Origin of the sequence: Frateuria hangzhouensis (assembly GCF_026410505.1) — a bacterium.
Classification (GTDB): Bacteria; Pseudomonadota; Gammaproteobacteria; order Xanthomonadales; family Rhodanobacteraceae; genus Frateuria_A; species Frateuria_A hangzhouensis.
The window spans coordinates 244,337-265,216 of record NZ_JAPMIU010000001.1 but is presented as its reverse complement, the minus strand read 5'-3'; the positions used below and the strand labels follow the sequence as shown (position 1 = coordinate 265,216).

The following is a 20,880-nucleotide window of genomic DNA, read 5'->3' as shown; positions in this document are numbered from 1 at the left end:
AGCGGCCACGGCATGCGGTCTTGCACGGGCGCGCTCGGCGCCGCTCAGGGATGGGCCAACGGCGCCCGATCCTGCGTGGCGGGACGAAATGGCACTGCCGGGCCGGGCTCGAGGCCCTGGCGCCAGCGCGCCAGTTTCTCCGCGATGCCTTTGCCGACGGCCATCTGCGGTTCGGAGGGCGTGAGCTGGTCTCGCTGTTCCCACCGCGCGATTTCGTCCCTGGCCTGGGCGAAGGCGGCGATGACATCCGGTGTGCGGTTCAGCGCATCGATCAGCCACGCGCGACCGAAATAGGTGGCGGCCGAATCGTTGCCGCAACCGAACGAGCTGCGGTCGCTGCGCGCGGCAGTGAGCACCAGCGTGCCGTCGCCCTGCAGCGGCGGGATGAAGCCGCCGGAGTAGCAGGCGTTGACCACCACGACTTTCCATTTGAACGGGCGTGCCGCGAGGATGGCGCCCAGTTCCTGCGCGCCGATCTGATCCAGCGGCAGCGGGTCCATGTCCACCAGCAGGGTGTGGTCCTCGCTACCGTGGGTGGTGAGATAAAGCAGCAGGATGTCCTGTTGCGGATCCATGGCGCGGGCGAGCCCGTCGAGTGCATCTTCCAGGTTGGTCCAGGTCGCCAGCGGCCGGCGGGCGAGCGTGCCGGCATGGTTTTCCAGCACCAGCGCGTGGGCGGTCGGGCCGAAGCGTCCGGTGAACAGGCGCGCCGCATACTCGGCCTCGTTGCGGAACACGTCCTCGCTGCCGTCGGCGGCGAAGGCGAGCAGGTACAGGTTCGTCTTGCCGGGAATGCGAGGGCTTAGCTCGTGGAGGGCGTCATCGACCAACCGCGGCTGGGCGTAGAGCACCTGCTCGGGCGTGGGCGCCTGGTCCGGCCAATCGTCCACGGGTAGCGCCGGGGCTTCGGCGTCGTCCATCGGTGGAAGGACGGTAGACGGGACGACAGGCGGGGCACGCAGCGCCTGGGCCGCAGGCTCGCGCGGTGGCCAGCTCTGCAACACCTGCATCGCAAGGATACCGGCGGCGAACGCGAGCAGAGCGATCAGGCTGGCGCGCATCGCGGCCTCAGGGCTCGATGGCGTCGAAGTCCACGTAGGCGCGATGGCGCGGATCGGCGGGCATTGCCTGCGGCGGACGCAGCAACCAGCCGGTCTGCAGGCCGGCGGTGCGGGCCGCGTCCAGCTCCTCGACGATGTCCGACAGGAACAGGATGTGTTCGGGGCGCTCGCCGATCGCCTCGGCGATCTTCGTGTAGGAGTCCGCCTCGCGCTTCGGGCCGGTTTCGGTATCGAAATAGCCGGCGAACAGCGGCGTCAGGTCGCCGGCGTCGCTGTAGCCGAAGAACAGGCGCTGCGCAGGCACCGAGCCGGAGGAATAGACGTACAGGTGCAGGCCGTCGGCACGCCAGGCATGCAGGCGCGCGGCCACCTCCGGATAGACGTGCGCGCGGTATTCGCGCGCCTCGTAGCCTTCCTTCCAGATCATGCCCTGAAGCGCCTTCAGCGCGGTGGATTTGCGGTCCTGGTCGATCCAGCCCAGCAGCAGTTCGATGATTTCCTGGCGGCTGGCTTCGATGAAGCCGGCTTCCCTGGCCGCCTCATGCAGCCAGTGCTGCACCTCGGGCTGGTCGGCGTGCGTCTCGACGAAGGCCGGCAGGCGCTTGCGCGCGTAGGGGAACAGCACGTCCTTGACGAAGTCGATCGAGCTGGTGGTGCCCTCGATGTCGGTGACGATGGCGCGGATGGTGGTCATGGGCGGCACGTGTCCAGGTAGGCGGGCAAGCATAGCCGAGGCGCCGTAAGGTGGGCTTCAGCCCACCGTTGCCGCGCGTTGCCGGTGGGCTGAAGCCCGCCCTACGAACGCGTGGCGGGCTCCATGCGCGGAAAGCGCTCGGCGATGTCGGCGCCGGTGAAGTTGGCGACCCAGCCTTCCTTGTTGGTAAACAGGCGGATGGCGACGAAATTGGGCGATTCACTCATGTCGAACCAGTGCGGCGTGCCGTCGGGTACCCCGATCAGGTCGCCCGCCTCGCACAGCACGTCATAGATCTTGTCGCCGATGTGCAGGGTGAACTGGCCGCTGCCGGCAACGAAGAATCGGACCTCGTCTTCGCTGTGGGTATGTTCGCCGAGGAACTTGCTGCGCAGCGCGGCGCGGTCGGGGTGATCAGGAGCGAGGCTGATCACGTCGACCGACTGGTAGCCTCCATCGCGCATCAGCCGGTCGATGTCGCCACGGTAGGCGGCGATCACCTCATCCTGGCTGGCACCGGGCGCGATTGGCGCACTGGCCTCCCATTGTTCGAAACGCACGCCGACCTTGCCCAGTTCACGGGCGATGTCGGTCGGCGCGGTGAGTACCGCCGCCGGCGTGGCGGGCAGGGTTTCGTCGTAGATACGCAGGCGGCTCATGCGGACAGTCTCCTCAGATCGAGCTCGCAGCCGAGCAGGAATTCGAGCGCTTCGAGGTGGCGCCGCGCCTCGGCCATGTCGGCGCCCCAGGCGTAGATGCCATGGCCGTCGATGAGATAGGCGTGCAGCGGCTTGTCGGCGTCCAGCCACGCGTCGATGCGCTCGACCAGCTCGGGCATGTGCTGGGTATTGGGAAACACCGGGATTTCCAGCACGCTATCGTGCGTGGTGTAGCCGGTGATGGCCTTTTGCAGCTCCCAGCCCTGCAACCGCACGACGCCCTCGCGCGCGAACAGCCGCGAAGCCACGCTTTGCGTGCGCGAATGGGTATGCAATACCACCTGCGCGTGTGGCAGGCGGCGATAGGCCTGGGTATGCAGTTCGGTCTCGGCGCTGGGCCGCGCGCGCGTGCCGACGGCGTGGCCGGCCATGTCCACCAGCATGATGTCCTCGCGGCCGAGCCGGCCCTTGTCGCGGCCGGAGATGGTGACCGCCGCGAGCTCCTCGTTCACGCGCATCGAGAAGTTACTGCTCGTGGCCGGCGTCCAGCCCAGCGATGCCAGCTCGCGGGCGGCCTCGGCGATAGCGTCGGCGCAGAGCGCGAAGCGGGCGGGATCGACGGAGGAGGGTAGTTCCTGCATGGTCGGTTTGGACGTCTAAATGGTGCGCGACTATAACACGCCGGTCCGTTCGCCCGACGGCAAATGCGAGTCGTTCTCGCAAGTCAGGTTTCATTGACGCGGCGAGCGTACCATCGCCGGAGGCCTCCGCTTCCGCGGTGGCAGAAACAACGGAGGTTCATTCCATGTCGCAAGAAAAAGACCTCGAAGCGCGTCGCCGCTTCCTCAAGGTGGCGGCCGGTACCGCCGCCGCCGCTGCGGTCGTCGGTGGCTTGCCGCGATTTGCGCGCGCGGCAGACCTGCCGCACGTGTCCGAATCCGACCCGACCGCCAAGGCGCTCGACTACGTCGAAGACGCCGCCAAGTCGAAGAATCCGAAACACAAGGCGGGCGACGTTTGCGCCAACTGCCAGTTCTACACCGACGCCGGCGCCAAGCCCTACGGACCGTGCCAGTTGTTCCCGGGCAAATCGGTGCATGCCCAGGGCTGGTGTGTCTCGCATACGCCCAGGAAGGCCTGAGCAAGCTAACCCCGGCTCGACGCGAAGGCGCGCGTTCGCTCGCCCTCATGAGTGCGTCGTGCGGGGGGATGCAATGGGTGTAAGCGGGCCGAACGGCCTATCTGAAAAGTGCTGCCCAGACGCGTCAGGCTGAGGAGCTGACCCGCCTGACGCGCCGGGCGGCGATCCGGGGCCCACTGCCAAGTGATCAACCCTCGGAGTCCGGATGATACTCCCGTGATGGGTCGTTAGGGCGACCGGCGCCAGGATTTTTCTCGGAAAAGTTCCGTTAAATCTTTTTGATTCAACGACTTGGAAATCAAAATTGTTTGCGGGCTCAGGCTGGCTGTATATGAAAAACTTGTTAAGTGTCGCGTCCGCCTGCGAACGTCGGCCAACGTTCGGCATCCAACCAGTGCCTGTGAACGGATGAAGAGCGGACTCCAGCCTATCCCGAGGCGGACGGGCCGAAGCCCGCCTGATGTGCTCCGGTTTATGCCGAAGCTTTGCGCAGCTGGCTGTGCCGGCGTCCGTAGCCGAAATAGATCGCCATGCCGATCAGGGTCCAGATACCCAGCATCAGCCACTGGTACCAGTTTTCCCAATACAGCAGCATCAGGCAGCTCAGCACGCCGAGCGAACAGGTCACCGGCGCCCAGGGCACGCGGAAGGTACGCGGCAGCTGCGGCTGGGTGTGGCGCAGGATCAGTACGCCGGCGCAGACGGCGACGAAGGCGATCAGCGTGCCCATCGACACCAGGTCGCCCAGGATGTCGAGCGGGAACACGGCCGCCAGCGCGGCAATGCCCAGGCCGGTGATCACCGTATTGATGTGCGGCGTGCGGTAGCGCGGATGGATCTTGGCGAACACCGGCGGCAACAGGCCGTCGCGCCCCATGATCATGAAGATGCGCGGCTGCGCGATGATCATCACCAGCACCACCGAGGACAGGCCGATCAGCGCGCCGACTTCAACCAGCCAGCGCAGCCATTCCAGTTCCGCATGCGCCTTGACCGCGGTGACCACCGGTTCGGCGGTCCCCAGCAGGTTGAACGGCAGCAGCCCGGTGATGACCGCCGCCATGCCGACGTAAAGCACCGTGCAGATGGCCAGCGAGGCCAGCGTGGCGATGGGCAGGTCGCGTTGGGGATTCTTCGCCTCCTGTGCCGCGGTCGAGGTGGCCTCGAAGCCGATGTAGGCAAAAAACACCAGGGTGGATGCGCGCATGATGCCCGACCAGCCGTACTTCTCGGGTCCCTCACTGGCGGGGATGAACGGATGCCACAGGTCCGGGTTCACGTAGCGCCAGCCGGCGACGATTACCACCACGATCAGGCCGACCTTGAGCAGCACCATGGCAATGTTGGCGCCGCTGGATTCGCGGATGCCGACGTAGCACAGCCAGGTGAGCGCCAGCACGATCGCCACCGCCGGCAGGTTGAACAGTGCGCCGGTGGTGATCAGGTGGCCGTTCTCGTATGCCAGGGGGGCGTGGGTCAGGGCCGCCGGCAGGTGCACGCCCAGATGGTCGAGCAGGCTGACGAAGTAGCCGGTCCAGCTCACCGCCACCGCCGAGGCCGACACGCCGTACTCCAGCACCATGTTCCAGCCGATGAACCAGGCCACCAGTTCACCCAGCGTGGCGTAGGCGTAGGAGTAGGAACTGCCCGACATCGGGATCAGCGTGGCGAATTCGGCATAGCACAGCGCCGTGAAACTGCAGCAGATCGCCGCGATCACGAAGGCCAGGATGACCGCCGGCCCCGCGTGTTCGGCCGCCGCCTGACCGGTGATCACGAAGATGCCGCCGCCGATCACCGCGCCGATGCCCAGCGCAGTCAACCCCCAGGGCCCCAGCGTGCGGCGCAGGCCGATGCCTTTCGCGTCGTCGGCGTCGGAGAAGTCGGTCTTGCAGGCAAGCAGCTGTTTCAGCATGGGCATTCCGGAAATGAAACCGGCACGGTTTTCACCGTGCCGGCTGGGTTTTCATTGGACGTAACGACGCAAACTTCAGCCCGGCTCGTTGCCGTTGGCCAGGTAGCTCTTGCGATAGCCGTAAAGGTAGTACACCACCAGACCAACGATCGCCCAGCTGAAGAACAGCAGCAGCGTGTACAGGCCCAGGTTGAAGAACAGCAGCAGGCAGCCGAGTACCGCCAACGGGCAGATGAACCACACGAACGGCGTACGGAACGGGCGCGGACGCTCGGGCTGGCGCACGCGCAGCACCATCACGCCCACCGACACCATCATGAAGGCGAACAGCGTGCCGGAATTGGTGATGTCGGCCAGCACGCCGACCGGGAAGGTGGCGGCGAACAGCGACACGGCGATGCCGGTGATGATGGTCAGCACGTGCGGCGTGTGGTAGCGCGGGTGCAGCTTGGACAGGCTCGGCGGCAGCAGGCCGTCGCGCGACATCGTGAAGAAGATGCGGGTCTGGCCGTAGATCATCACCAGAATCACCGACGGCAGCGCCAGCACCGCGGCCAGGCCGATCAGGTTGCCGAGCTTGTTGAAGCCCAGCAGGCGCATCACGTGGGCCAGCGGCTCCTTGCTGCAGACCAGTGCGTCGGTGGCCTGGCAGGCGGCGGCCATCTCCGGCGTGCCTGGATGCAGCGCCAGGCCGTCGGGACCGAGCATCGGCTGCGAGCCGACCGAACCGACGGCACCGTAGCCCACCAGCAGGTAGAAGATGGTGCAGATCGCCAGCGAACCGATAAGGCCGATCGGAATGTTGCGATTGGGATTCTTGGTTTCCTCGGCCGCGGTGGAAACAGCATCGAAGCCGACGTAGGCGAAGAAGATCGAAGCGGCCGCGCCCAGTACGCCGATGCCGCCGAGCGGGCTGCCCCAGCCATTGGGCAGGAACGGCTCGAAATTGGCGTCCTGCACCGCCGGCACGGCGATGATGATGAATGCAGTCAACGCCATGATCTTGATCGCGACCAGCACGGCGTTGACCTTGGCCGACTTGGACGTGCCCATCACCAGCAGCCAGGTGATCACCAGCGAAATCAGGAAGGCCAGCAGGTTGAAGCTGCCGCCGGCATACGGGCCACTGCGCAGCGCCTCCGGCAGGGCCAGGGCGCCGGGCGAAACCAGTCCGAACAGATTGGTATGCAGGAGCAAACCGTTCATGTAGCCCGACCAGCCGACCGCGACGGTACCCGCGGCGATCGCGTACTCGAGCACCAGCGCCCAGCCGACGACCCATGCCAGCCCCTCGCCGAGCACGCCGTAGGTGTAGGTATAGGCCGAACCGGATACGGGCACCATCGAAGCGAGTTCGGCGTAGGCCAGCGCAGCCAGCCCGCAAACCACCGCGGCGATCACGAACGCAATCATCATGCCCGGCCCGGCTTTCTGGCCGGCCTCGGCGGTCAGCACGAAGATGCCGGTGCCGATGATGGCGCCCACGCCCATCAGGGTGAGCTGGACCGGTCCGAGCTGGCGAACCAGGCTTTTCTTTTCGGCGGTGGCAAGAATCTGGTCGAGCGGCTTGACGCGCTTGAAGAGCATGTAATGGGTTCCCCGTAGAACAGACGGACTGCTTGCTCCCGACCCTTGACGTTACCAACCCGTCGAGCCGATGTGACGGGCAACCTTAGCCGAGCGTGACTAGGGGTACAAGCGCCACAAGGCACGCGTGGCCGTCGCTAGAATGCCCGTTTGCCGATCCCCCCACGGACAATGACACCAGCTCCATTCCACGACCTCGACGAGGCCTTGCGGCAGCACGCGCGGGCCCGTCCGAAGGACCCTTCCGCCGGCCTGTTTCTGGAGTTCCTCGCCAGTGCGCCGGAAGCGTTCGAGCGCAGCCACGCGCCCGGCCATTTCACCGGCTCGGCTTGGCTGGTGAGCGGCGATGGCGAGCGCGTACTGTTGACCCATCACCGCAAGCTTGCACGCTGGTTGCAACTGGGCGGGCATGCTGATGGCGACAGCGATCTGGCGCGCGTGGCGTTGCGCGAAGCGGAGGAGGAATCCGGGCTTTGCGATCTGGTCGTCGAACCGGCGATCTTCGATCTGGACCGCCACCTGATTCCCGCGCGCGGCGACGAGCCGGCGCACTGGCACTACGACGTGCGCTACGTGGTGCGCGCGACTGGCAGCGAGGCGTTCGCGGTCAGCGAGGAATCCCTGGAGCTGGCCTGGCGGTCGATCGGCGAGATCGCGCGGGACGCTGGTGCCGACGAGTCATTGCGGCGCATGGCGCAGCGCTGGCTGGCGCGCGATCGCCCGTAGACGGGCTTTGGTCCGTCTGTTCGGGAGGGATATCGGAGGGGTGGGCTGAAGACCACCCTACGGGGTCGATTCGTAGCGTGCCGGTGCCGGGTTCACGTGCCCGCAGGCATCGCAGGTGCGTGCCTCGCGCGAGCGGTAGAAGCGGTCGAACACGGGCGGGAAGTCCTGTTCGATGTTCTGCAGGATGAAGTACTCCTCGTACAGCTTGTGGTTGCAACGCTCGCAGAACCACAGCAAGCCGTCCTGTTCGCCGGACAGCCGCCGGCGTTCGATCACCAGCCCCACCGATTCGGGCAGGCGCTGGGGCGAATGCGGCACGCGCGCTGGCAGGTAGAACATCTCGCCGGCGCGGATCGGGATGTCGCGCGCGACGCCCTCATCCTGCACTTTGAGCACCATCTCGCCCTCGAGCTGGTAGAAGAACTCCGGACCTTCGTCGTAGTGGTAGTCGGTACGCGCATTGGGGCCGCCGACGATCATCACGATGAAGTCGCCGTCGACGATGCATTTGTTGCCCACCGGCGGCTTGAGCAGGTGGCGGTGCTCGTCGATCCAGCGTTGCAGGTTGATGGGCGGGGGCAGGGCCATGGCTGCGCTCGGCGTCTTGGAGGCCGCTACCTTAGCGCGTTGGGCTGCTGGCCTGCAGGAGCGCACCTGTGCGCGACCGCCATGCATCACGGTCGCGTACAGGTGCGCTCCTGCGAGTGATCAGACCTCGAGCGTGGCCAGGTCGCCCTTTTCCTCGAGCCAGCTCTTGCGGTCGCCGGCACGCTTCTTGGCCAGCAGCATGTCCATCAGCTTCGCCGTGCCCTCGCTGTCGTCGACGGTCAGCTGGACCAGGCGGCGGGTATCGGGATGGATGGTCGACTCGCGCAGCTGCCCCGGGTTCATTTCGCCCAGGCCCTTGAAGCGGGTGGTGCTGACGGCGCCCTTCATCTTCTCGCGTTCGATCTTCTGCAGCATCGCCAGCTTTTCGACCTCGTCCAGGCAGTAGAACACCTGCTTGCCGACGTCCACGCGGAACAGCGGCGGCATCGCCACGAATACGTGTCCCTCGCGCACCAGGGAAGGGAAATGCCGCAGGAACAGCGCCGAGAGCAGGGTGGCGATGTGCAGGCCGTCGGAGTCAGCGTCGGCCAGGATGATGACCTTGCCGTAGCGCAGGCCGGACAGGTCGTCCTTGCCCGGATCGCAACCGATGGCCACCGCCAGGTTGTGCACTTCTTCGGAGGCTAGCACCGAGGTCGATTCGACCTCCCAGGTGTTGAGGATCTTGCCGCGCAGCGGCAGGATCGCCTGGAAATCCTTGTCGCGCGCCTGCTTGGCGCTGCCGCCGGCCGAATCGCCCTCGACCAGGAACAACTCGGTGCGGGTGAGGTCGGTGGCGGTGCAGTCGGCCAGCTTGCCGGGCAGGGCGGGGCCCTGGGTGATCTTCTTGCGCACCACCTGCTTGGCGGCTTTCAGGCGCGCGCTGGCGCGTTCGATGGCGAGCTGGGCGATGCGTTCACCCAGATCGACGTGCTGGTTGAGCCACAGGCTGAAGGCATCGTGCACCACGCCCTCGACCAGCGCGGCGGCCTGCCGCGAGGACAGGCGCTCCTTGGTCTGGCCGGCGAATTGCGGATCGAGCAACTTGGCGCTGAGTACGAACGCCAGGCGCTCCCACACGTCTTCCGGCGCCAGTTTGACGCCGCGCGGCAACAGGTTGCGGATGTCGCAGAACTCGCGGATGGCGTTGGTCAGGCCTGTGCGCAAACCGTTGACGTGGGTGCCGCCCTGGGCGGTGGGGATCAGGTTGACGTAGCTCTCCTGCACCAGTTCGCCCTCGGGCAGCCAGGTGAGGGCGAGGTCCAGGCCTTCGGTGTCGCGCGCGACATGATGCACGAACAGGTCGGCGGGGATCGCCTCGGCGCCATCCAGCTCGCCGCGCAGATAGTCGCGCAAGCCATCCTCGTAGTACCACTCGGTGGTCTCGCCGCTGGCCTCGTCGAGCAGCTTCACGTTGAGCCCCGCGCAGAGCACGGCCTTGGCGCGCAGCAGGTGCTTGAGCCTGGGAATCGAGATCTTCGGCGAGTCGAAGTACTTCGGGTCTGCCCAGAAGCGCACGGTGGTACCGGTTTTGCGCTTCGGCACCGAGCCGATGACTTCCAGCTCGCTGACGCGGTCGCCGTGTTCGAACGCCATGCGGTATTCGTTGCCGTCGCGGCGGATGGTCACCTCGACGCGTTGCGACAGCGCGTTGACCACCGATACGCCCACGCCATGCAGGCCGCCGGAGAAGTTGTAGTTCTTGCCGTTGAACTTGCCGCCCGCATGCAGGCGGGTAAGGATCAGCTCGACGCCCGGCACGCCTTCCTCGGGATGGATGTCCACTGGCATGCCGCGGCCGTCGTCGCTCACTTCCACCGAGCCGTCGTTGCGCAGGATCACCTCGATCGACTTCGCGTGACCGGCCAGCGCCTCGTCGACCGAGTTGTCGATGACTTCCTGCGCCAGGTGGTTCGGGCGCGAGGTGTCGGTGTACATGCCCGGGCGGCGTTTGACGGGGTCGAGGCCGGAGAGGACTTCGATGTCGGCGGCGTTGTAGCGACTGCTCATGCGTGGGGTCGGTCAGGAAACGGGAACGTTGCAGGATGGCGAGAGGCGGGCGGGGCGGTCAAGCATTGAAGCCGCTCTCCCCCTCGGGAGATGGGAGTCAGAGTGGCGCGCAATGCCGCTCCAGCCAGGCGAGGTCCGCATCCTCCAGCAAGGGCGCCAGCGCCCCGCGCACGCCGGCGTGGTAGTCGTCCAGCCAGGCGCGCTCCTCCGGGTTGAGCAGGCCCGGCTCCAGCGCGCGGCGGTCGAACGGGCACAGCGTCAGGGTTTCGAAGGCGTGGAACTCGCCGAACTCGGTCTGGTCCGCCTGCACCACTACCGCCAGATTCTCATGCCGGATGCCGTGGCGCGCGGGCTTGTACAGGCCCGGCTCGATCGAGGTGATCATGCCCGGCTCCAGCGGCACCAGCGCGCCGTTGGATGCGGGCGGGCGGATCCCATGCGGACCCTCGTGCACATTGAGGAAATAACCCACACCGTGGCCGGTGCCGTGGCCGTAATCCAGCCCGCTCGCCCACAGCGGCGCACGGGCCAGCGCATCGAGCTGCGGGCCGCTGGCCCCCTTGGGAAAGCGCGCGCGCGACAGCGCGATCAGCCCCTTCATCACCAGCGTGGCGTCGCGGCGCTGCTCGGCGGTGGTCTCGCCCAGCGCCAGCACGCGGGTGATGTCGGTGGTGCCGCCCAGGTACTGGCCGCCCGAGTCGACCAGCAGCAGGCCCTTGCGCTGCAACGTGCTGTGCGCCTCGGGCGTGGCGCGGTAGTGCGGCAGGGCGCCGTTGGCCTGGTAGCCGGCGATGGTGGCGAAGCTCTCGCCGATGAAATCCGGCTGCGCCGAGCGCTCCTCGCGCAGCAGCGCGTCGACGTCGAGCTCGGTCTGGGTCATGTCGGCGGCCAGGCGCTCTTCCAGCCGGCGGAAGGCGCGCACCAGCGCGGTGCCGTCGCGGCGCATCACCTCGCGGATGTGCTCCAGCTCGGACTCGGTCTTGCGGCCCTTGAAGGCGGTGGAGGGATTGGCCGCCTCGATACGGGCGGCCTCGCTGCCGATGGCGTCGGCGACCGCGCAGACCACGCGTGCCGGATCGAGCAGCAGGCGCGCGTCCTTGCCCAGTTCCCCCAGCGCGTCGGTCACGGTGGCGTAATCGGCGATGTGGATGCGATCGGCCTTGAGCTTGGCGACCAGCGCGTCGGAAAGCTTGTTGCGGTCGACGAACAAGGTGGCAGGCCCGTCGGTCTCGACCAGCAGGTGGGCGAGGAACACCGGGTTGCACTCCACGTCGCTGCCGCGCAGGTTGGTCAACCAGGCGATATCGTCGAGGCTGGACACCAGATGGTGCGTAGCCTGCTGGCGGCGCAGGCTCGCGCGCAGGCGCTCCAGTTTTTCCGTGCGGGTGGCGCCCGGGTAGCCGGCCGGATGTTCGAAGACCGTCGCCGTGGGAAGCCGCGCGCGATCGGTCCAGACTTCGCCCGGCAGGTCCAGGTCGGTGCGCACGCGGGCGCCGGATTCGCCCAGCAGGCGTTCGATCTGCCTGCGCGCGGCGAGCGACAGGCTGTCGCCGGCCACCGCCAGCACCTCGCCTTCGTTCAAATGCTGCTGCAGCCACTGCAGGTGCTCGGGAGCGTGCGAAATCTTCTGCTTCTTCAGCGCCGCGCCGCTGCCGGCCAGTTGCTGCTCGGCCTGGGCGAAATAGCGCGAGTCGGTCCACAGATCGGCCGCGTCCGCGGTGATCACCAGCGTGCCGGCCGAGCCGGTGAAGCCGGACAGCCATTCGCGCGCGGCCCAGTGGGCGGGCAGGTATTCGGACAGATGCGGATCGGCGCTGGGCACCAGGCAGGCGGCGACACCGTGGCGTTGCATGGCCTGGCGCAGGGCGGCCAGGCGGGAGGGAATGGGGGTGGTCATCCGTCCATGCTAGCGCCTTCCACGAGAACCGTTCACGCTGAGCGCAGGCGCGAAGCGCCGGAGCCGAAGCGCTGCCGAAGACCTTGGGGAGACCCTTCGACTTCGGCGCTTTGCGCCTACGCTCAGGGCGAACGGTGTGGAGCAGGGCGCCAGTGCTCCGGTTGCCTTTCCCTTCGGGCGGGCCGCCCGAAGGGCAGATGAGGGTTCGGGCGGAGCGCGATATCCGGCGCTACCGGACCCTCTCCCAAACCACCTCCCCGGCTTATCTCCCGAGCGCAGAGGGGCTCAAGCGTGAACCGCTCGGACGGAATCTCTCGCCGCGGGGGCCGTCACCCGCTAAAATGCCGAATTTCCAGCACGGCTGCATTCCATGACCCCCCTGATTTTCGTCACCGGCGGTGTGGTGTCCTCGCTCGGCAAGGGCATCGCGGCGGCGTCGCTTGCGTCCATCCTCGAAGCGCGCGGGCTCTCGGTCACCCTGATGAAGCTCGATCCGTATATCAATGTGGATCCGGGCACCATGAGTCCCTTCCAGCACGGCGAGGTCTACGTGACCGACGACGGCGCCGAGACCGACCTGGACCTGGGGCATTACGAGCGCTACGTCCATACCCGGCTGACCGGAAAGAACTCGATCACGACCGGCAAGATCTACGAGTCGGTGATCCGCAAGGAGCGCCGCGGCGACTATCTGGGCGCCACCGTGCAGGTGATCCCGCACATCACCGACGAGATCAAGCATTGCGTGCACGAGGCCACCCGCGGCTTCGACGTGGCGCTGGTGGAGATCGGCGGCACCGTGGGCGACATCGAATCGCTGCCGTTCCTGGAGGCGATCCGCCAGTTGCGCATCGAGCACGGGCCGGAGAAGTGCCTGTTCATGCACCTCACCCTGGTGCCCTTCATCAAGGCCGCCGGCGAGATCAAGACCAAGCCGACCCAGCATTCGGTCAAGGAGCTGCGCTCGATCGGCATCCAGCCGGACATCCTGCTGTGCCGTTGCGAGGAGCCGTTGCCCGAGGCCGAGAGGCGCAAGATCGCGCTGTTCACCAATGTGCCGGAAAACGCGGTGATCAGCGCGGTCGATGTCGACGTGATCTACAAGACGCCGCTGTGGTTGCACGGCCAGGGCCTGGACGACATCGTGGTCCGCCGCCTGGGTTTGGACGCCAAACCGGCGGACCTGTCCAGCTGGCGCCGCACCGTCGAGGCGGTCGAACACCCGAAGGACGAGGTGACCGTCGCGATCGTCGGCAAGTACGTCGAACACAAGGACGCCTACAAGTCGTTGGGCGAAGCACTGCGCCACGGCGGCATCAAGCAGCAGACGCGGGTCAACCTGGACTGGATCGATTCGGAAGAGGTCGAATCCAGGGGCGCCGTGGAGGTGCTGGGCCGGGCGGACGCGATCCTGGTGCCAGGCGGTTTCGGCAAGCGCGGTTTCGAAGGCAAGGTGCTGGCAGCCCGGTACGCCCGCGAGAACGGCGTGCCGTATTTCGGCATCTGCTACGGCATGCACGCGGCGGTGGTGGACTTCGCCCGCAGCGTGGCCGGACTGAAGGACGCCGATTCCAGCGAGAACGAGCGCAACACCGCCAACCCGGTAATCGCGCTGATCACCGAATGGACCACCTCTGCTGGCGAGACCGAGCAGCGCAGTGAGCACTCGGACCTGGGCGGCACCATGCGCCTGGGTTCGCAGGAGGCGCGCCTGAAGACCGGCACGCTGGCGCGCGAAACCTACGGGCAGGAAGTGGTGCGTGAGCGCCATCGCCATCGCTACGAGTTCAACAACCGCTATCGGCAGGATTTCGAGGATCTGGGCCTGGTGGTCTCCGGCAAGTCGATGGATGACCTACTGGTGGAGATCGTCGAGCTGCCGCGGCAGAAGCATCCGTGGTTCCTGGCCTGCCAGGCGCACCCGGAGTTCACTTCCACGCCGCGCGACGGGCATCCGCTGTTCATCGGTTTCGTCGAGGCGGCGCGGGAGTACAAGGCCATGCGCGAAGGGGAGAAATTGGCGGGGGCGCAGGCGAGGGCCTGAAAAGTGGCGTCCGGCGCGCCCGGCGCGTCCTCCATAATGTGGCGCGCCGCGGCCTCGGGGGCGCCATTCCCGCGGAAGCGGGGATCCATTTTGCCTTTGGCCGCCCTTTGACGATGGATTCCCGCATGCGCGGGAGCGCCTCGAAGGGTTGGCAGCTTGCCTCACGGGCGGGCATCGACGGGAAAGACTCATGAAGCTCTGCGGTTTCGAAATCGGCCTCAACCAGCCCCTATTCCTGATCGCCGGCCCCTGCGTGGTCGAGTCGGAACAGCTCCAGGTGGACACCGCCGGCAAGCTGAAGGAAGTCACCGCTCGTCTGGGCGTGAACTTCATCTTCAAGTCCAGCTTCGACAAGGCCAACCGCTCGTCGGGCCAGAGCTTCCGCGGCCCCGGCCTGGAAGAAGGACTGCGCGTGCTCTCGGAGGTCAAGCGCCAGCTCGGCGTGCCGCTGCTCACCGACGTGCACGAGTACACGCCGATGAACGAAGTGGCCGCGGTGGTCGACGTGCTGCAGACGCCGGCCTTCCTGTGCCGCCAGACCGACTTCATCCAGAACGTGGCGCGCGCCGGCAAGCCGGTGAACATCAAGAAGGGCCAGTTCCTGGCGCCATGGGACATGAAGCACGTGGTCGCCAAGGCCAAGGCCGTGGGCAATGACGACATCATGGTGTGCGAGCGTGGCGCGAGTTTCGGCTACAACAACCTGGTGTCGGACATGCGTTCCCTGAGCGTGATGCGCGAGACCGGCTGCCCGGTGGTGTTCGACGCGACGCACTCGGTGCAGCTTCCGGGCGGACAGGGCGCCAGCTCCGGCGGCCAGCGCGAGTTCGTGCCGGTGCTGGCGCGCGCGGCGGTGGCGGTCGGCATCGCCGGCCTGTTCGCCGAGACGCACCCGGACCCGAGCAAGGCGCTCTCCGATGGCCCCAACGCCTGGCCGCTGGACAAGATGGAGGCGCTGCTGGAGACGCTGATGGAGCTGGACGCCGTAACCAAGCGCCACGGCTACCTCGAACAGGCAGTTTGAGACCTTCGTAGGAGCCCACGTGTGGGCGATGCTCTTCCATCCGTGCACCAGGCCCAGAGCATCGCCCACAAGTGGGCTCCTACGGAAACCCTTTTCACCCTTGATGACGGACCACCATGACCACGACGATCACCCGCATCCACGCCCGTGAAATCCTCGACTCGCGCGGCAACCCCACGCTGGAAGCCGAAGTCACCCTGGACGGCGGCGCATTCGGCCGGGCCGCCGTGCCCAGCGGCGCCTCGACCGGTTCGCGCGAGGCGGTCGAACTGCGCGATGGCGACAAGGCGCGTTACGGCGGCAAGGGCGTGACCAAGGCGGTCGCCAACGTCAACGGCACCATAGCCGATGCCCTGAAAGGCTTCGACGCGGCCGACCAGAAGGGCGTGGACAACAAGCTGATCGCGCTGGACGGTACCCCCAACAAGGGCCAGCTCGGCGCCAACGCGCTGCTGGGCGTGTCGATGGCCGCGGCGCATGCGGTGGCTGCGTCGCGTGGCGAACCGCTGTGGAAATATCTGTCGCAGGGCAAGCCGGGCAGCCTGCCGGTGCCGATGATGAACATCATCAACGGCGGCGCGCATGCCGACAACAATGTCGACGTGCAGGAGTTCATGATCCTGCCGGTCGGGGTGCCGAACTTCGCCGAAGCGCTGCGCGCCGGCGCGGAGATCTTCCACGCGCTCAAGAGCGTGCTCAAGGGCAAGGGACTCAACACCGCGGTGGGCGACGAAGGCGGCTTCGCGCCGGACCTGCGCTCCAACCTCGAGGCGCTGGACACCATCATGGAGGCTGTCGGCAAGGCCGGCTACAAGGTCGGCAGCGAGATTCTGCTCGGTCTCGACGTGGCCAGTTCCGAGTTCTTCAAGGACGGCAAGTACGACCTGGAAGGCGAGGGCAAGGTCTACGCGCCGGAGCAGTTCGTCGACCTGCTCGCCGGCTGGGCGAAGCAGTACCCGATCGTCACCATCGAGGACGGCATGGCCGAGGGAGACTGGGACGGCTGGAAGCTGCTCACCGACCGTATCGGCAAGGACGTGCAGCTGGTTGGCGACGACCTGTTCGTCACCAACCCGTCGATCTTCCGCGAGGGCATCGACAAGCACATCGCCAACGCCATCCTGATCAAGGTCAACCAGATCGGCACGCTGTCCGAGACGCTGGAGGCCATCGCCATGGCCGACGCGGCCAGGTACGCGGCGGTGGTCTCGCACCGCTCGGGCGAGACCGAGGACACCACCATCTCGGACATCGCCGTGGCCACTACTGCGACCCAGATCAAGACCGGTTCGCTCAGCCGCACCGACCGCGTGGCCAAGTACAACCAGTTGCTGCGCATCGAGGAGCAACTGGGCAGTGCCGCCCGCTACGCCGGCCGCGACGCGTTCCCCAACCTTGCCCGCCTGCCGGGCTGACGCTGACAGGCCGCACCGCCCATGCTGCGTTGGATCGCCCTGGTCCTGCTCGTGATCCTGATCGGTCTGCAGTTCAAGCTGTGGACCGGCAGCGGCGGCATGCATGAAGTACATACCCTGCGCGCCGCGGTGAAGAAACAGAGCGCGGACAACGAGCGGCTGATCCAGCGCAACCAGGCGCTGGCGGCCGACGTCAGCGACCTCAAGCATGGCGAGCAGGCGGTCGAGGCGCGTGCGCGCGCGGAGTTGGGCCTGATCAAACCGGGGGAGACCTTCTACCAGGTGGTCGAACGACCGGCCGGCAGCACGAGCACGCCGCCGGCCAGCGACGGCGGCGGGCACTGACGTGGGCCCGCTGTGGTGCGTGATACCGGCCGCCGGGCGCGGCACCCGGGTCGGCGGCGACTGTCCCAAGCAGTACCTGCCGCTGGCCGGGCATGCCTTGATCCTGCATACGATGGAACGGCTGGCGGCGCACCCTCGCATCGCCGGCCTGCTGGTGGCGCTGGCGGCTGATGACGCGCACTGGCCGGGCATCGGTCGCCTGGGCGGCAAACCGGTGCGCACCACGGTCGGCGGCGGCGAACGCGCCGATTCGGTGCTGGCTGGCTTGCGCGCATTGCCGGCCGAGGTCGACGGGGACGATTTCGTGCTGGTGCATGACGCGGCCCGCCCTTGCGTGCGCGCGGCCGACATCGATCGGCTGGTCGAGGCCGCGTCCGCAGGCGTGGGTGGACTGCTCGGCGCGCCGTTGCGCGATACGTTGAAGCGCGCCGACGAGCGCGGCCACAGTCTCGTCACCGAGCCGCGCGAGCAGCGCTGGCGCGCCTTCACGCCACAGATGTTCCGCCGCGGGCAGCTTGTAGCGGCGCTGGAGGCGGCCGGCCGCGAAGGCGTGGCGGTGAGCGACGAGGCGATGGCGATGGAGCGGGCAGGTTTTGCGCCGTTGCTGGTCGAGGGCGCGGAGGACAACATCAAGGTGACCACGGCGGCAGACTTCGCGTTGGCGGAGTACCTGCTGCCGAGGACGACATAGCGGGCCGGAACGGGCGCTTGTTTTTTTGTTCGTCGCTCCCGCTTTCGCGGGAATGACGCCAGGCGGGTTGGACGATCAGGCAGCACACATGCGGATAGGCCAGGGTTTCGATGTACATGCTTTCGGCGAAGGTGACTTTGTCGTGCTCGGCGGCGTGCGCGTCCCGCACCACCGCGGCGTGCTCGCGCATTCGGACGGCGACGTAGTGATCCACGCCCTGTGCGACGCCATTTTCGGGGCGCTGGCGCTGGGCGACATCGGCAAGCATTTCCCGCCCTCGGACGAGCGCTGGCGCGACGCCGACAGCCGCCAGTTCCTGCGCCACGCGGCGCTTCTGATGTCGCAGCACAACTACACGCTGGGCAACGCGGACATCACCGTGATTGGCGAAGCACCCAGGGTCGGCCCGCACGCCGAGGCGATGCGCGCGAATCTCGCCGGGGATCTCGCCTGCGAAACCGGCCGTATCAGCATCAAGGCCACCACGACCGAAAAGCTCGGCTTCACCGGCCGGGGCGAAGGCATCGCGGCGCAGGCCTGCGTGCTGCTGGAGCGCGCGTGAGCGAAGCCGAGACCCGCGGCGCAAACCGGCTGCACGAGCAGCTCGACGCCATCACCGCATTGCTGGATCGGCTGGCCGAGGCGGCTACGCCCGAGGACCAGGCCGAGCTGCAGCTGCTGCTGGACGAACTGCACCCTGCCGACATCGCCTTCGTACTGGAATCGTTGCCGCTCGAAGACCGCCTGGCCGTCTGGCAGCGCGTGAAGGCCGACCGCGACGGCGAAATCCTGCTGGAAGTCTCCGACGCGGTGCGCGAGTCGCTGATCGCGGACATGGACCAGCGCGAGATCCTGGCCGCGGTCGAGCCACTGGACGCGGACGAACTGGCCGACCTGGTCGAAGACCTGCCGACCGAAGTGCTGCCCGAGCTGATGGCCAGCCTCGATGCGCAGCAGCGCGAGCGGGTGCAATCGGCGCTGTCCTGGGAAGAAGACCAGATCGGCTCGCTGATGGACTTCGAGATGGTCACGATCCGCGAGGACGTGAGCCTGGAAGTGGTGCTGCGCTACCTGCGCCGCTTCGAGGAACTGCCCGCGCAGACGGACAAGCTGTTCGTGATCAACCAGGACAATGCCCTCACCGGCGTGCTGCCGCTGCACTGGCTGTTGGTCAATCCGCCCGAGACCATGGTCAGCGAGGTGATGGCGCCGGACGTCAACACCTTCCACCCGGCCGACGATGCCTACGAAGTGGCCCAGGCGTTCGAACGCTACGACCTGGTGACCGCACCGGTGGTCGACGACGCCGGCCGGCTAATCGGCCGCATCACGGTCGACTCGATGGTCGACGTCATTCGCGAGGAGAGCGAAAGCGAGGCCCTCAACCGCGTCGGCTTGCGCGAGGAAGAGGACATCTTCGCGTCGGTATGGGCCAGCTTGCGCAACCGCTGGTCGTGGCTGGCGATCAACCTGGTCACCGCCTTCATCGCCTCGCGCGTGATCGGGCTGTTCGAAGGCGCGATCGAGAAGCTCGTGGCGCTGGCCGCGCTGATGCCGATCGTCGCCGGCATCGGCGGCAACTCCGGCAACCAGACCATCACCATGATCGTGCGCGCGCTGGCGCTCAACCAGATTACCCCTGACAGCGCCAAGCGGTTGTGGCGCAAGGAGCTGGTCGTCTCGCTGTTCAACGGCCTGATCTGGGGTGGCGTGATCGGCGTGGTGGCCTGGCTGCTTTACGACAACCTCGCGCTGGGCGTGGTGATGACCGCGGCCATGACGCTCAACCTGTTGCTGGCGGCCTTCTGCGGCGTCGGCATCCCGATGCTGATGACGAAGTTCGGCCGCGATCCGGCGCTCGGTTCCAGCGTGCTGATCACCGCGATGACCGACAGCGGCGGCTTTTTCATTTTCCTCGGGCTTGCCTCGCTTTTCCTCATGTAGGAGCCCACTTGTGGGCGATGCTCATTTGGGACGTCACCGGAAAAAGCATCTCCCACAAGTGGGCTCCTACAAGGAGGCGGGCCAGGCCATCGACAAAGGATCGAAGTGCAAGAACTCCCTTACGCCCACGGCAACCCACCGCTCACCGCGCGCCTGCGCAGCACGCCCGAGGACTTCCTGGTCGAGGAAATCCTCGGCTACGACGCCGACGGCGAGGGCGAGCACGCGCTGCTCTGGGTGGAAAAGCGCGGCCAGAACAGTGATTGGGTGGCGCGGGAACTGGCGCGATTCGCCGACGTTTCGCCAGTAGGCGTGGGCTATGCCGGCTCCAAGGACCGCCATGCAGTCACCCGGCAGACTTTTTCGGTGCAATTGGCGGGCAAGCCCGACCCGGACTGGTCGGCCTTTCCGCATCCGGAAGTGAAGGTGCTGGCGGCGACCCGGCACAAGCGCAAGCTCAAGCGCGGCGCGCTGCGCGGCAACCGCTTCGTGCTGGTATTGCGCGACGTGCAGGGTGACCGCGCGGCGGCCGAGCGGGTGCTGGGCGAGATCGCCGCACGCGGCGTGCCCAACTATTTCGGCGAGCAACGCTTCGGCCGCGAAGGCGGCAACGTGGCCCAGGCGCGCTCGATGTTCGCCGGCCGCCGGGTGGACCGCAACACGCGCAGCTTTCTGCTTTCGGCGGCCCGCTCGCATATCTTCAACGGCGTGCTCGCCGCCCGCGTGGAGCAGGGCGCGTGGGACACGCCACTGGAAGGCGAAATATGGTCGCTGGCCGGCTCACGCTCGTGGTTCGGGCCGGAACCCTTCGATGCCACGCTGGCCGAGCGCCTGGCAAAAGGCGACATCCACCCCTCCGGCCCGCTCTGGGGCGAGGGCGAGCCGCCGACGACGGCTGCGGCGGGCATGCTGGAGCGCGAAGTGGCTGCGCGCGGCAGTGATCTGGCCGAGGGCCTGGCTGCCGCGCGCATGGATCAGGAACGCCGTCCGTTGCGCATGCTGCCCCGCCAGCTTAGCTGGCGCTGGCTGGATGATGAAGCGCTGGAACTGGCTTTCGAGTTGCCTGCCGGGGCCTACGCGACCGTGGTGGCGCGTGAGTTGGCGCAGGTCTGAACAACTCCCTCTGTAGGAGAGCGCTG

The 20,880-nt window shown here is 67.1% G+C and carries 19 protein-coding genes; 10 read left to right on the top strand and 9 right to left on the bottom strand.

Annotated elements, in window-relative coordinates; all coding sequences use genetic code 11:
* Positions 1 to 44: 44 nt before the first annotated feature.
* From OSC30_RS01155 to OSC30_RS01140, 4 genes are all read right to left on the bottom strand, one after another.
* Positions 45 to 1,061, bottom strand: coding sequence for a C13 family peptidase (locus OSC30_RS01155; RefSeq protein WP_267169989.1), 1,017 nt, complete (start codon positions 1,059 to 1,061; stop codon positions 45 to 47).
* Positions 1,062 to 1,068: 7 nt separating this feature from the next.
* A complete protein-coding gene (gene mtnC, locus OSC30_RS01150; RefSeq protein ID WP_267169988.1) occupies positions 1,069 to 1,755 on the bottom strand; it encodes an acireductone synthase in 687 nt (228 codons plus the stop codon).
* Between the two features lie 101 nt (positions 1,756 to 1,856).
* Positions 1,857 to 2,414 (bottom strand): 1,2-dihydroxy-3-keto-5-methylthiopentene dioxygenase, encoded by a 558-nt coding sequence (locus OSC30_RS01145; protein ID WP_267169987.1) that lies wholly within the window; start codon positions 2,412 to 2,414, stop codon positions 1,857 to 1,859.
* Positions 2,411 to 3,055, bottom strand: a complete 645-nt coding sequence (locus OSC30_RS01140; protein ID WP_267169986.1) for a methylthioribulose 1-phosphate dehydratase — start codon at positions 3,053 to 3,055, stop codon at positions 2,411 to 2,413. The genes OSC30_RS01145 and OSC30_RS01140 overlap by 4 nt, the downstream gene beginning before the upstream one ends.
* A gap of 164 nt (positions 3,056 to 3,219) precedes the next feature.
* Here OSC30_RS01140 and OSC30_RS01135 point away from each other — a divergent pair, with 164 nt between their 5' ends.
* Positions 3,220 to 3,555, top strand: a complete 336-nt coding sequence (locus OSC30_RS01135) for a high-potential iron-sulfur protein (RefSeq protein WP_267169985.1) — start codon at positions 3,220 to 3,222, stop codon at positions 3,553 to 3,555.
* 472 nt (positions 3,556 to 4,027) lie between these two features.
* Here OSC30_RS01135 and OSC30_RS01130 read toward each other — a convergent pair whose 3' ends face one another.
* Both OSC30_RS01130 and OSC30_RS01125 read right to left on the bottom strand, forming a co-directional pair.
* Complete coding sequence (locus OSC30_RS01130; protein WP_267169984.1) at positions 4,028 to 5,470, bottom strand: amino acid permease; 1,443 nt, start codon at positions 5,468 to 5,470, stop codon at positions 4,028 to 4,030.
* A gap of 75 nt (positions 5,471 to 5,545) precedes the next feature.
* A complete protein-coding gene (locus OSC30_RS01125) occupies positions 5,546 to 7,057 on the bottom strand; it encodes an amino acid permease (RefSeq protein ID WP_267169983.1) in 1,512 nt (503 codons plus the stop codon).
* Positions 7,058 to 7,228: 171 nt separating this feature from the next.
* Between OSC30_RS01125 and OSC30_RS01120 the strand changes: the two genes are divergently transcribed.
* Complete coding sequence (locus OSC30_RS01120; protein WP_267169982.1) at positions 7,229 to 7,783, top strand: NUDIX hydrolase; 555 nt, start codon at positions 7,229 to 7,231, stop codon at positions 7,781 to 7,783.
* Between the two features lie 57 nt (positions 7,784 to 7,840).
* On the opposite strand, the gene OSC30_RS01115 is transcribed toward OSC30_RS01120, so the two are convergent.
* From OSC30_RS01115 to OSC30_RS01105, 3 genes are all read right to left on the bottom strand, one after another.
* On the bottom strand, positions 7,841 to 8,371 hold the full coding sequence (locus OSC30_RS01115; protein WP_267169981.1) for a 3-hydroxyanthranilate 3,4-dioxygenase: 531 nt from the start codon (positions 8,369 to 8,371) through the stop codon (positions 7,841 to 7,843).
* A 120-nt stretch (positions 8,372 to 8,491) separates the two neighbouring features.
* Complete coding sequence (parE, locus tag OSC30_RS01110; protein ID WP_267169980.1) at positions 8,492 to 10,381, bottom strand: DNA topoisomerase IV subunit B; 1,890 nt, start codon at positions 10,379 to 10,381, stop codon at positions 8,492 to 8,494.
* A 97-nt stretch (positions 10,382 to 10,478) separates the two neighbouring features.
* Positions 10,479 to 12,278 (bottom strand): aminopeptidase P family protein, encoded by a 1,800-nt coding sequence (locus OSC30_RS01105; RefSeq protein ID WP_267169979.1) that lies wholly within the window; start codon positions 12,276 to 12,278, stop codon positions 10,479 to 10,481.
* 370 nt (positions 12,279 to 12,648) lie between these two features.
* On the opposite strand from OSC30_RS01105, the gene pyrG reads away from it, so the two are divergent.
* From pyrG to truD, 8 genes are all read left to right on the top strand, one after another.
* Positions 12,649 to 14,322, top strand: coding sequence for a CTP synthase (gene pyrG / locus OSC30_RS01100; RefSeq protein WP_267169978.1), 1,674 nt, complete (start codon positions 12,649 to 12,651; stop codon positions 14,320 to 14,322).
* 190 nt (positions 14,323 to 14,512) lie between these two features.
* A complete protein-coding gene (kdsA, locus tag OSC30_RS01095) occupies positions 14,513 to 15,346 on the top strand; it encodes a 3-deoxy-8-phosphooctulonate synthase (protein ID WP_267169977.1) in 834 nt (277 codons plus the stop codon).
* 116 nt (positions 15,347 to 15,462) lie between these two features.
* Positions 15,463 to 16,761, top strand: coding sequence for a phosphopyruvate hydratase (gene eno, locus OSC30_RS01090; RefSeq protein ID WP_267169976.1), 1,299 nt, complete (start codon positions 15,463 to 15,465; stop codon positions 16,759 to 16,761).
* Between the two features lie 21 nt (positions 16,762 to 16,782).
* Positions 16,783 to 17,106, top strand: a complete 324-nt coding sequence (gene ftsB / locus OSC30_RS01085; RefSeq protein ID WP_267169975.1) for a cell division protein FtsB — start codon at positions 16,783 to 16,785, stop codon at positions 17,104 to 17,106.
* Position 17,107: 1 nt separating this feature from the next.
* Entirely contained in the window at positions 17,108 to 17,797 is a 690-nt protein-coding gene (gene ispD / locus OSC30_RS01080) for a 2-C-methyl-D-erythritol 4-phosphate cytidylyltransferase (RefSeq protein ID WP_267169974.1), read from the top strand.
* Between the two features lie 88 nt (positions 17,798 to 17,885).
* The gene (ispF, locus tag OSC30_RS01075; RefSeq protein WP_267169973.1) at positions 17,886 to 18,359 is read left to right on the top strand and encodes a 2-C-methyl-D-erythritol 2,4-cyclodiphosphate synthase; all 474 of its coding nucleotides are present in this window, start codon (positions 17,886 to 17,888) and stop codon (positions 18,357 to 18,359) included.
* Positions 18,356 to 19,741, top strand: a complete 1,386-nt coding sequence (gene mgtE, locus OSC30_RS01070) for a magnesium transporter (RefSeq protein ID WP_267169972.1) — start codon at positions 18,356 to 18,358, stop codon at positions 19,739 to 19,741. Before ispF ends, mgtE begins: the two co-directional genes overlap by 4 nt.
* 105 nt (positions 19,742 to 19,846) lie before the next feature.
* Positions 19,847 to 20,854: a tRNA pseudouridine(13) synthase TruD gene (truD, locus tag OSC30_RS01065; RefSeq protein WP_267169971.1), complete on the top strand. Its 1,008-nt coding sequence runs from the start codon at positions 19,847 to 19,849 to the stop codon at positions 20,852 to 20,854.
* Positions 20,855 to 20,880 lie beyond the last annotated feature (26 nt).

Coding starts and splice junctions, on each gene's coding strand:
- OSC30_RS01155 (WP_267169989.1), bottom strand. CDS start 1,061: ATGCGCGCCAGCCTGATCGCTCTGCTCGCGTTCGCCGCCGGTATCCTT.
- mtnC (WP_267169988.1), bottom strand. CDS start 1,755: ATGACCACCATCCGCGCCATCGTCACCGACATCGAGGGCACCACCAGC.
- OSC30_RS01145 (WP_267169987.1), bottom strand. CDS start 2,414: ATGAGCCGCCTGCGTATCTACGACGAAACCCTGCCCGCCACGCCGGCG.
- OSC30_RS01140 (WP_267169986.1), bottom strand. CDS start 3,055: ATGCAGGAACTACCCTCCTCCGTCGATCCCGCCCGCTTCGCGCTCTGC.
- OSC30_RS01135 (WP_267169985.1), top strand. CDS start 3,220: ATGTCGCAAGAAAAAGACCTCGAAGCGCGTCGCCGCTTCCTCAAGGTG.
- OSC30_RS01130 (WP_267169984.1), bottom strand. CDS start 5,470: ATGCTGAAACAGCTGCTTGCCTGCAAGACCGACTTCTCCGACGCCGAC.
- OSC30_RS01125 (WP_267169983.1), bottom strand. CDS start 7,057: ATGCTCTTCAAGCGCGTCAAGCCGCTCGACCAGATTCTTGCCACCGCC.
- OSC30_RS01120 (WP_267169982.1), top strand. CDS start 7,229: ATGACACCAGCTCCATTCCACGACCTCGACGAGGCCTTGCGGCAGCAC.
- OSC30_RS01115 (WP_267169981.1), bottom strand. CDS start 8,371: ATGGCCCTGCCCCCGCCCATCAACCTGCAACGCTGGATCGACGAGCAC.
- parE (WP_267169980.1), bottom strand. CDS start 10,381: ATGAGCAGTCGCTACAACGCCGCCGACATCGAAGTCCTCTCCGGCCTC.
- OSC30_RS01105 (WP_267169979.1), bottom strand. CDS start 12,278: ATGACCACCCCCATTCCCTCCCGCCTGGCCGCCCTGCGCCAGGCCATG.
- pyrG (WP_267169978.1), top strand. CDS start 12,649: ATGACCCCCCTGATTTTCGTCACCGGCGGTGTGGTGTCCTCGCTCGGC.
- kdsA (WP_267169977.1), top strand. CDS start 14,513: ATGAAGCTCTGCGGTTTCGAAATCGGCCTCAACCAGCCCCTATTCCTG.
- eno (WP_267169976.1), top strand. CDS start 15,463: ATGACCACGACGATCACCCGCATCCACGCCCGTGAAATCCTCGACTCG.
- ftsB (WP_267169975.1), top strand. CDS start 16,783: ATGCTGCGTTGGATCGCCCTGGTCCTGCTCGTGATCCTGATCGGTCTG.
- ispF (WP_267169973.1), top strand. CDS start 17,886: ATGCGGATAGGCCAGGGTTTCGATGTACATGCTTTCGGCGAAGGTGAC.